Raw genomic sequence first — 11,682 nt, forward strand, 5'->3', positions numbered from 1 at the left:
TAGAAATGTTAAAAAACCTGTATGTTTTTTTTTGCGATATAAAGCAAGAAATAAGGAGAATTGCTTGGATAAAAAAACAGCAGGTATTGTCATCTTTGTTTATTGTAATAACTGTTATATTATGCTTTTCGATTTTCTTTTGCTTCGTAGATTTTATGTCTCTTTACGTAATTAAGACTTTATTTGGAATTATTTATGGAATATAAGTATAAATGGTATATCATTAAAGTCGATTACGGGTATGAGAAGGATATATGCGAGTTGGCAACCAATACTGTTTACTTTAAGGAGGTGTTTATTCCTTATCAGACAGTATGTGATGTAAAATCTGATATAAAAGAGTTATGTGAAGTATATATATGTATGCATCTGTGTGATGAAAGCAAAAATATTTTGAATCAAATGACTGGGTTTTGTGGTGATGAGTCTGGTCATTTTGAGATGATTTCAGATGATGAGGTAATTTTAAAACGTAAGGAATTTAATAGATATAAGTGGTACATTTTAAGAGTTGCCTCTAATTATGAAGAGAAAGTGCGCCAATATATATTAGAAAATTCTATGAGATTGAATATTAATAATTATTTTAATAGGGTTTTTATTCCTTGTGAAGAATTAAGTGAGATGGATTTAAAATCTAAAAAAAATGCTAAACGAAGGAAGTCCTTTCCTGGTTATGTCTTTTTATACATGAATTTATGCGATGAGGTATTAAATTTTATTAATAATATACCAAAATCTCTTAAGGTTTATGGATTTTTGAAAAATGGTAATGTTCCAAAGGTGATTGAGGATAATGAGATTCGCTCAATGTGTAGTGCGCTTTACAATGCTCAAGAAACGAAAAAGTTGAGTTATGGTTATGAGAAAGGTGAAAAAGTAAAAATTAATGATGGTCTTTTTCAAAATTTTACTGGTAAGGTAGATATGGTAAATGATGAGAAAAAAATTATTAATATTGAAGTATCAATCTTAGGTAAGCCAACAATAATAGAGCTTGATTTGGCTCAAGTAGAGAAAATAGAGGATTAATTATGAGTAATGTAGTTGCTAAGATTAACTTGCTTATGGAAGCTGGAAAAGCAGTTCCAGGACCGAAAATTGCTTCAGTACTTGGCCCGCGTGGTATACCTGTTCCTAAATTTTGTGAAGCTTTTAATAAAGCTACTAGCGCTGCTAACGCTAGTTATAAAGTAGGTGATTTAGTAACAGTGAGAATTTCCATAAAGGATGATCGCTCTCATGATTTTACTGTCAGCGGTCCGCCTGTGGCTTATTTGCTTAAGCAGGAAGCTAAATTAAGTAAAGGTTCTGGTAATTCTGGTAAAGAATTAGTGGCTAAATTATCTATGTCTGCTATCATTAAAGTGGCAAAGTGTAAGATGGTTGATATGAAAGTGGATAATGAAGATTCAGCAGTGAAGATGGTTATAGGCACTGCAAAATCTATGGGTATAGAAGTTGTGGAAGGTTAGGTAAATGAGTACATATAATGATGATTCTAAGCGGTGTTTGGAGAAGATTGTTGAGTCTTCTTCAGCAAAATTTAATGAATCAGTTGATATCGCAGTCAATTTAGGTGTAGATTCACGTAAATCTGAAGAGCAGGTGCGTGGTACAGTAGTGTTGCCTAAAGGTATCGGGAAGAATATTAAAGTAGCTGTTTTTGCTCAAGATAAACATTTATTAGAAGCTGAAAAAGCTGGTGCTGATATTACAGGAGGAGAAGATTTAATTGAAGAGATAAAAAAAGGTAGAAAGTTGAATGTTGATTGGTGCATCACTACTCCTGATTTCATGGCAAAAATCACTCCTATTGCAAAAGTATTGGGTGCTAAAGGGCTGATGCCTAACCCTAAATTTGGTACTGTGACTTCTAACATTGCGGAAGCTACTAAAACCATTAAGTCTGGTCAAATAAAATTCAGGACGGATAAAAATGGGGTTATTCATGGTAAATTAGGAAGTATTAAATTTGATATTGATGATTTGCTGGAAAATTTAAAAGCCTTTCTTAAAGTAATTAGAGACAATAAACCTGCTTCTGTGAAAGGAGTTTACTTTAAAAGCGTTTTTTTAAATTCAACTATGGGTAAAGCTCATAAAATAAACAAAGTAGAAGATATAATTTAAGGGAGCGAAATTGTGAAGCGTAAAGATAAGGATGAATTTATACAAAACATAATGAATGTGTTTGTAAATAATGATTTCTTAATATTGGTAAATTTCAAGTCTATGAATGTTAGCAATTCATTAATTCTTAGGAATAGTCTAAAATCTGTAATGGGTGGGATGTTAGTAGTTAAAAATACTCTAGCTTGCTTGGCTTTGGAAAGGACTGGTAAATTTTCTTATTTATCAGGTAAATTTTCTGGTTCTGTTGCTATTATATATTCTAGTGCTATAGTAGAAGCTGCAAAGTTAATAGTTGATTTTATTAATGCTAACAAAGAAAAAATGTCTGTGATTTGTGCGGCTCATATAAATGAATTGTTAACAGTGGAAGATGTTAACAAATTGGCTAAGCTTCCCTCTCTGGATGAATTGCGTGTTAAAATTATGCGTTTAATATCTTATGATATTCCTGCTCGGTTAGCATTGTCTATTAATTCATCTTCTATGAGGCTTATGAGAGTTTTGGATTACTATAGTTCTAAAAAATAAATTTGTTGTTAAATAAGGTGGTCAGTATGAATAATGTAACAAGTGATTTGGTTGATAAAATATTATCTTTAAATCTATTAGAAGCTTCTGAACTTGTAAAAGTTCTAGAAGAAAAAATAGGGTTGCCTAGTGGTTCTTTTCTTGGTGGAGCTGTTGGTGCTGGGGTGCCTATTAGTGATAATGCTAATGCTCCTGTTGCTCAAGAAAAAGCTGAATATAAAGTTGTAATCAAAGAGATTGATGCAAGCAAAAAAATAGGAGTGATTAAAGCTATTAGAGAAGTTAATTCTACATTGAATTTAAAAGAAGCGAAAGAATTAGTTGAGTCTTTACCCAAAGATTTGACTGCTAATGTTTCTAAAGACGAAGCAGAAAAAATAAAGCAAAAACTTATTGAAGCAGGAGCAACTAAAGTTGAGCTTGAATAAAATGTTAGTATATTAATTTTATGTTGATATAGCTCTTTTAATTAGTGAAGGTATTTTAATGGTTGATTCTTCTTATATGTGTGCTTCTAGTGCTTTTGTTCCTAGAGTTTCTTATTCCAGGTCGATTGATTTAAAAGATTCTTTGTTGGATTTGGTTAAAGTCCAAAAGGGGTCATATAATTCCTTTACTCCTAATAATGAGAGTAATGAAAGACTTGAAGCTATCTTTCATACAATTTTTCCAATATCTGATCCTTTGCATAGGGCTACTATCGAATTTTTGAATTGTAGGGTAGATGATCTTAAGTATAGTGAATCTGAATGTATAAAACGTGGTATAACTTTTTCTGCTCAGGTTATTGCTTCTATACGTCTTGTTATTATGCAGGATGGTGTTTCTCTTGAAAAATATCAAGAGATTAAAGAAGATGATGATCATTCTAAGCTTGCAACTGTTATAAAATCTGCTGAAGAGCAGGAGGTTCGCTTTTGTGAACTGCCTATGATGACTGATAAAGGTACTTTCATCATCAATGGCGTAGAGAAAGTTATCGTTTCACAAATGCATAGATCTCCTGGAGTGTTTTTTGATAGTGATAGGGGAAAAACTTACAATTCTGGCAAATTGATCTATTCTGCTAGAGTTATTCCTTATAGAGGTTCTTGGCTTGATATTGAGTTTGATGTTAAAGATCATTTGTATTTTCGTATTGATAGAAAGAGAAAGTTGCCAATATCAGTTTTATTAAAGGCTTTGGGCTTATCAAATAATGACATACTTAATAAATTTTATGAAAAAATAGAGTATATAAAACATAAAAGTGGCTGGAGAGTACCTTTTTCCCCTGATAAATTCAAGGGAGTGAGGCTTCCTTTTGATTTAAAGAATGTTGAAGGCAATGTGTTACTTAAAGCCAATGTTCGTATTACTTCAAAATTAGCTAAAAATCTATATGATAACGGATTGAAAGAGTATCTAATTCCTTATGATTCTATATGTGGTTTATTTCTTGCAGAAGATTTAATAGATAGTGCTAGTTCTACAAAAGTCTTATCTGCTGGTGAATCTATAAAATTAGAGGATATAAAAAAGCTTGAATTATTATCTATAGATAAAATATCAGTGTTGAACATAGATAATGTTTCTGTTGGACCTTACATATTAAACACACTTTTCTTAGATGAAAACATGTCTTATGAGAACGCTCTATATGAAATATATAAGGTTTTGCGTCCTGGTGAAGTTCCTGTTTTAAAGATAGTAGAGGAGTTTTTTCGTAATCTTTTCTTCAGTTCGGAATATTATGATTTGTCTAACATTGGTAGATTAAAACTTAACTCTTGCCTTGGGTTAAATTATGAGGAAAATTTAACTACTTTAACACATGAAGACATTATTGAAATTATAAGAAAAATAGTATTGTTACGTGATGGTCAAGGATCTGTAGATGATATTGATCATTTAGCAAATAGAAGAGTCCGTTCAGTTGGAGAGTTTATAGAAAATCAATTTAGAACTGGATTATTAAAATTGGGACGGGCAGTAGTTGATTCTATGTCTACTTCTAGTTTAGATAAAGTCTCTCCATCTGATTTTATAAATCCAAAAGTGTTAACCAATGTCTTAAGAGATTTTTTCAACTCTTCCCAATTATCTCAATTTATGGATCAGACTAATCCATTATCTGAAATAACACATAAAAGAAGGTTGTCAGCGTTAGGTCCTGGTGGTTTAACAAGAGAGAGGGCGGGATTTGAAGTGCGTGATGTTCATCCAACTCATTACGGAAGAATTTGCCCTATTGAAACTCCTGAGGGGCAGAATATAGGCTTAATTAATAGCTTAGCTATATACGCTCGTATTAATAAATATGGGTTCATTGAAAGTCCTTATAGGAAAGTAGTTAATAAGGTTGTTACTGATCAAATTGAGTATCTGTCTGCTATAGATGAAGGTTTATATTATATAGCCGATACCAGCGCAAAGCTTGATGAGAACAACTGCTTTGTTGATGATATGTTATACTGTAGGTATGCTGGTACCTTTGTAATGGTAAATAGTAATCAAGTAAGTTACATTGATTTATCTCCTAAGCAGGTAATATCGGTTGCTGCTTCTTTAATTCCATTTTTAGAAAATGATGATGCTAATAGAGCGTTAATGGGTTCAAATATGCAGCGTCAAGCTGTACCTTTATTGAAGCCTACTGCTCCTTTGGTTGCTACTGGCATGGAATCTTTCGTAGCTTCTGGCTCTGGTGCTGTAGTTTTAGCAAAACGTGGTGGCATAGTTGACAGCTCAGATAGTAACTCTATAGTTATACGTGCTTTTGACAAAGGAGGAATTAACTACTTGGATGTAGATATTTATCATCTAAGAAAATTTCAGCGTTCTAACCATAATACTTGTATTAACCAGAAACCACTGGTGCATGTAGGTGATTGTGTTAAGGAAGGTGATGTGATAGCTGATGGTCCTGCTATTAATAACGGTGAATTGGCACTTGGCCAAAACTTGCTAGTCGCTTTTATGTCTTGGCAAGGTTATAATTTTGAAGACTCAATCATTATTTCTAGTGAAGTTGTTAAAAAAGATCTATTTACTTCTATTCATATAGAAGAATTTGAATGTGTTGTACATGACACTCCTTTAGGGTCGGAAAAAATAACTCGTGCCATACCAGGTGTTAATGAAGAAAATCTTTATCACTTGGATGATAGTGGTATAGTAAAGGTTGGTACAAGAGTTGGTCCAGGTTATATTTTGGTGGGGAAAGTTACACCTAAGCATTCTCTTTCATTGCCTCCTGAGACAAAATTGTTAATGACAATTTTTGGTGAAAAGTCATTTGATTGTGTGGATTCCTCTTTATATACATCTCCAGATATTGAAGGGATAGTGATTGATGTGCAGGTCTTTACACGCAGAGGGGAAGAGGAAAACGAAAGGGCGTTTCTTATTAAACAAAAAGAGGCAAACGACTTTGAGAAAGAACGAGACCATATAATCAATGTTATTAATCAATATTTCTATGATGAATTAAGAAAAATTCTTATTAATTCTGGCTCTCAAGATCGAGAAAGTATTAATTTTATTGAACGTGAGGGATGGTGGGATATAGGATTGAAAAACCAATCTATTTCTAAGCAAGTTGAGAGCTTAAAAAAAGATTTTGATGAAAAAGTATCACATGCGATAGCAAACTTTAAGCGAAAAGTAGAAAAATTGCATGAAGGCTATGATCTGCCTCAAGGTGTGTCGATGTCAGTAAAAGTTTTTATTGCTGTAAAACATAGTTTGCAGCCAGGGGATAAAATGGCTGGTAGACATGGAAATAAAGGTGTGATTTCTCGAGTTGTTCCAGTAGAAGATATGCCTTATTTAGAAGATGGTACTCCTATTGATATTATTCTTAACCCTCTTGGCGTTCCTTCGCGAATGAATGTAGGTCAAATATTGGAAACGCATGTAGGTTGGGCTTGTAAAAAATTAGGAGAAAAAGTAGGCAATATTCTTGATGAGATCAATAAAATCAAACGTGCTTTTTGTGAGGCAATTAGATCTCTCAGTGATGATGATTTTGAAAAATTTGCAGCATTATATCTTGATAATAAAAAATTTGAGGATATTAATGATGATGAAATAACGGCTTCTATTTTAGATACGCCTAATAAGGATGAATTAAATAATGAATTGACTACATTAGTAGAGAATTATTTCAACTCTTGTAAAGATGCACACAGTAGTTTACGTCACTTCCTGATTGAGGTTTATAGTTGTGGCAGTAATCTATCTATTTGTAATAACATTCGCGATATTAATGATAATCACCTCATTGAATTTGCGTATAAGTTGCGTGATGGCATTCCTGTTACTGCACCTGTATTTGAAGGTCCAAAAGATGAACAAATAGTAAAGCTATTTGAACTTGCTGGATTGGATAACTCTGGGCAAGTTGTATTATATGATGGTTGCTCGGGTGAGAAGTTTGATCGCAAAGTTACAGTTGGTTACATGTACATGCTTAAGTTGCATCACTTAGTAGATGGTAAAATTCATGCGCGTTCAGTAGGACCTTATAGCTTAGTTACTCAACAACCTCTTGGAGGAAAGTCTCATTTTGGTGGTCAGCGTTTTGGTGAAATGGAATGTTGGGCATTGCAAGCCTATGGTGCTGCTTACACTTTGCAGGAAATGTTAACTGTGAAGTCTGATGATATTAATGGCAGGGTTAAGATTTATGAATCGGTAATAAAAGGTGACAGTAACTTTGAATGTGGAATTCCTGAATCCTTTAATGTCATGATAAAAGAGTTGCGTTCCTTGTGTTTTAATGTGGATTTGAAGCAAAATGACATAGTAATTGAAGATATATCTCATACTAACATCGCGCAATCTTTTAATGAGGTTAGCATTTCCATTGCTAGCCCTGAAAGTATTAAACGTATGTCTTATGGAGAGATAACAGATGTTTCAACTGCAAACTACCGTACATTCAAAGTTGAGAAAGGTGGATTATTTTGTCCTAAAGTTTTTGGTCCTGTCAATGATGATGAATGTTTATGTGGAAAGTACAAAAAAAGAAGACATAGTGGCCGTATATGCGAAAAATGTGGAGTAGAAGTTACATCTTCTAAAGTAAGAAGAGAAAGAATGGGTCATATAGAGCTTGCATCTCCTGTTGCTCATATATGGTTTTTGAAGTCACTTCCTTCAAGAATTGGAGCATTATTAGATATGTCTCTTAGAGATATCGAAAGTATTTTGTATAGTGATAATTATGTTGTAATAGATCCTCTTGTTTCCTCTTTTGAAAAAGGTGAAATTATTAGTGAGAAAGCTTATAATGAAGCTAAAGATAGCTATGGGGTCGATAGCTTTATAGCTATGCAAGGTGTTGAAGCTATAAGAGAATTGCTAATACGCCTTGATTTACATGAAATTAGGAAGAATTTAAGACAGGAGTTAGAGTCTGTTGCTTCTGAAATGAGAAGAAAGAAAATTATAAAGAGATTACGTATTGTTGAAAATTTTATCAAGTCTGGAAACAGACCTGAGTGGATGATACTTACAGCTATACCTATTTTACCACCTGACTTGCGTCCCTTGGTATCGCTTGAAAGTGGTCGACCTGCAGTTTCTGATTTAAATCATCATTATAGAACTATTATTAATCGAAATAATAGATTGAGAAAATTGTTAAGTTTAAATCCTCCTGAGATTATGATTCGTAATGAGAAAAGAATGTTACAAGAGGCAGTTGATTCTCTTTTTGATAATAGTCGTCGTAATGCTCTGGTAAATAAAGCTGGCGCTACTGGATATAAAAAGTCTATTAGCGATATGCTGAAAGGAAAGCAAGGTCGTTTCCGTCAGAATCTTTTAGGAAAAAGGGTAGATTATTCTGGACGTTCTGTAATAGTTGTTGGTCCAACTTTGAAACTAAATCAGTGTGGATTACCGAAAAGAATGGCTCTTGAGCTATTCAAGCCTTTTGTTTACTCAAGGCTTAAAATATATGGAATGGCTCCAACTATTAAATTTGCTAGTAAGTTAATAAGAGCAGAAAAGCCAGAAGTTTGGGATATGCTTGAAGAAGTAATAAAAGAGCATCCTGTTTTGCTAAATAGAGCGCCTACGCTACATAGGCTTGGTATTCAGGCTTTTGAGCCAGTCCTTATTGAAGGTAAAGCAATACAGCTTCATCCACTTGTTTGTACAGCATTTAACGCTGACTTTGATGGTGATCAAATGGCAGTACATGTGCCAATTTCATTGGAAGCTCAACTTGAAGCTAGAGTGTTGATGATGTCAATTAATAACGTTTTAAGTCCTTCTAATGGAAGACCGATTATAGTTCCTAGTAAAGATATAGTGCTTGGTATATACTACCTAACTTTACAGCAACTTAAGAAGGATGATTTACCACTTTTTTGTGCTTTTTGTGAAGTTGAGCATTCCTTAAACAACGGTACTCTGCATATTCATTCTCATATAAAGTACAAAATGGAACACATCAATAGCGATGGAAACATTCAGTATAAAACTATTTGTACAACTCCTGGACGTTTAATATTATGGCAGATTTTTCCTAAACATGAGAATCTAAGCTTCGATTTAATAAATCAGGTATTAACAGTTAAGGAAATAACTAGTATTGTTGATTTAGTATATCGTAGCTGCGGTCAAAGTGCTACAGTGGTATTTTCTGATAAATTGATGACACTTGGCTTTGAGTATGCTACATTTTCTGGTACTTCTTTTAGTCGTTGCGATATGGTCATACCTGAAACTAAAGCTACACACGTTGATTATACAAGGGGTGAAATTAAGAAATTTTCTGCACAGTATCAAGACGGACTAATCACTAAAAGTGAGAGGTATAATAAAGTTATAGATGAGTGGTCTAAGTGCACAGATATAATAGCGAATGATATGTTAAAAGCGATATCTCTGTATGATGAAAATAGTAAGTACAATTCAATATATATGATGGTTAGCTCCGGTGCAAGAGGTTCTACTTCCCAGATGAAGCAGTTAGCAGGAATGCGAGGGTTAATGACCAAACCTTCTGGTGAAATTATAGAAACACCTATAATTTCTAATTTTCGCGAAGGATTAAATGTATTTGAATACTTTAATTCTACTCACGGTGCGCGTAAAGGTTTAGCTGATACTGCACTTAAAACTGCAAACTCTGGATACTTAACTCGTCGCTTGGTTGATGTATCTCAAAATTGCATAGTTACAAAACATGACTGTAAAACGAAAAATGGCCTTATTGTAAGAGCTATAGTTGAAGGTAGTACTATAGTTGCATCTCTAGAGAGTGTTGTACTGGGTAGAACAGCTGCAAATGATATATATAACCCAGTAACCAAAGAGTTATTATTAAAAGCAGGGGAACTAATTGATGAAGGTAAAGTAAAGCAAATCAACATTGCAGGTCTTGATGTTATAAAAATTAGATCGCCTTTAACTTGTGAAATAAGTCCTGGTGTGTGTTCTTTGTGTTATGGAAGAGACCTTGCAACTGGTAAAATTGTTTCAATAGGTGAAGCAGTTGGTGTTATCGCTGCTCAATCTGTTGGAGAGCCAGGTACTCAGTTAACGATGCGTACTTTCCATATAGGTGGGGTAATGACTAGAGGTGTTGAATCCTCAAATATTATAGCTTCTATTAATGCTAGAATAAAATTAAACAATAGTAATATAATTATAGATAAAAACGGAAATAAAATTGTGATAAGCCGTTCCTGTGAAGTCGTTTTAATTGATAGCCTTGGTAGTGAAAAATTGAAGCACAGTGTGCCTTATGGTGCTAAACTTTATGTAAATGAGGGTGAGTTAGTAAAAATTGGTGATAAAGTTGCGGAATGGGATCCGTATACACTACCTATTATTACGGAAAAGAGTGGTACAATATCTTACCAGGATTTAAAAGATGGAATTTCAATCACTGAAGTGATGGATGAATCTACAGGGATATCAAATAGAGTAGTAAAAGATTGGAAATTGTACTCTGGTGTAGCTAATTTACGTCCTCGTATTGCACTGCTTGATGATAATGAAAAAGTAATAACACTTTCAAGTGGTGTGGAAGCATGTTACTTTATACCAGTTGGTGCAGTGCTTAATGTACAGGATGGCCAAAAGGTTCATGCAGGTGATGTTATCACAAGAACGCCGAGAGAGTCGGTTAGAACTCGTGATATTACTGGTGGCTTGCCTAAGGTTATAGAATTATTTGAAGCACGTCGTCCTAAAGAGCATGCTATCGTTAGTGAAATAGATGGCTATGTAATGTTCTCTGAAAAAGACCGTAGAGGAAAACGCAGTATAGTAATTAAACCTGTAGATAAGCAAGCTTCTCCAGTTGAGTATTTAGTATCAAGAAGTAAGCATGTAATAGTTAATGAAGGTGATTTTGTGCGTAAAGGTGATTTATTGATGGATGGCGATCCTGATCTTCATGATATTCTACGTGTGCTTGGGTTAGAAGCGTTAGCACACTATATGATTTCTGAAATACAGCAAGTTTATAGATTGCAAGGTGTGCGCATAGATAACAAGCATTTAGAAGTGATCTTAAAGCAAATGCTACAAAAAGTAGAAATTACCGATCCTGGTGATACTATGTACTTAATTGGAGAAAATATTGACAGGCTGGAAATTGATAGAGAAAATGATGCTATGAATAACTCTGGAAAACGACCTGCTCATTATCTTCCTATTCTGCAGGGAATTACTAGAGCAAGCCTTGAAACTAATTCCTTTATTTCTGCTGCCTCTTTCCAAGAAACAACAAAAGTACTTACGGAAGCAGCATTTTGCGGAAAGAGTGATCCTTTGAGTGGGTTAAAAGAAAATGTTATAGTAGGAAGGTTAATTCCTGCTGGTACGGGTCTGATTATGAATAAGGTGAAAGCACTTTCGCTTTGTGAAAATATAGATAAATATGAAAAATATTTTGATATTGAGACTTATGACGAAAAATTGCTGAGTGATAATAGTTATCAATTACATTCTGATGAAGAAGAGAGTGTGGTGGCATCGCACTATGATCAGTCAAATTGAATATATCTAATG

General features: G+C 33.8%; 7 protein-coding genes. All 7 read left to right on the top strand.

Annotated features, from left to right (window positions below; genetic code table 11):
* Window positions 1-5: 5 nt before the first annotated feature.
* From secE to OPR35_RS01735, 7 genes are read left to right on the top strand one after another with little or no spacing between them, the layout of a single operon-like run.
* Window positions 6-206 (top strand): preprotein translocase subunit SecE, encoded by a 201-nt coding sequence (gene secE, locus OPR35_RS01705; protein ID WP_007301991.1) that lies wholly within the window; start codon window positions 6-8, stop codon window positions 204-206.
* Window positions 196-1,032, top strand: a complete 837-nt coding sequence (gene nusG / locus OPR35_RS01710; protein WP_010406831.1) for a transcription termination/antitermination protein NusG — start codon at window positions 196-198, stop codon at window positions 1,030-1,032. Before secE ends, nusG begins: the two co-directional genes overlap by 11 nt.
* Before the next feature lie 2 nt (window positions 1,033-1,034).
* A complete protein-coding gene (locus OPR35_RS01715; protein WP_010406829.1) occupies window positions 1,035-1,475 on the top strand; it encodes a 50S ribosomal protein L11 in 441 nt (146 codons plus the stop codon).
* Between the two features lie 4 nt (window positions 1,476-1,479).
* Window positions 1,480-2,133, top strand: a complete 654-nt coding sequence (rplA, locus tag OPR35_RS01720) for a 50S ribosomal protein L1 (RefSeq protein WP_265024945.1) — start codon at window positions 1,480-1,482, stop codon at window positions 2,131-2,133.
* A 12-nt stretch (window positions 2,134-2,145) separates the two neighbouring features.
* Window positions 2,146-2,664 (top strand): 50S ribosomal protein L10, encoded by a 519-nt coding sequence (gene rplJ, locus OPR35_RS01725; RefSeq protein WP_007301987.1) that lies wholly within the window; start codon window positions 2,146-2,148, stop codon window positions 2,662-2,664.
* A gap of 26 nt (window positions 2,665-2,690) precedes the next feature.
* Window positions 2,691-3,092, top strand: a complete 402-nt coding sequence (gene rplL / locus OPR35_RS01730; protein WP_007301986.1) for a 50S ribosomal protein L7/L12 — start codon at window positions 2,691-2,693, stop codon at window positions 3,090-3,092.
* A 58-nt stretch (window positions 3,093-3,150) separates the two neighbouring features.
* Complete coding sequence (locus OPR35_RS01735; protein WP_265024946.1) at window positions 3,151-11,670, top strand: DNA-directed RNA polymerase subunit beta/beta'; 8,520 nt, start codon at window positions 3,151-3,153, stop codon at window positions 11,668-11,670.
* The last annotated feature ends 12 nt before the right edge of the window (window positions 11,671-11,682 follow it).

This window comes from Wolbachia endosymbiont (group B) of Protocalliphora azurea, from assembly GCF_947251865.1.
In the GTDB taxonomy this organism is placed as follows: Bacteria; Pseudomonadota; Alphaproteobacteria; order Rickettsiales; family Anaplasmataceae; genus Wolbachia.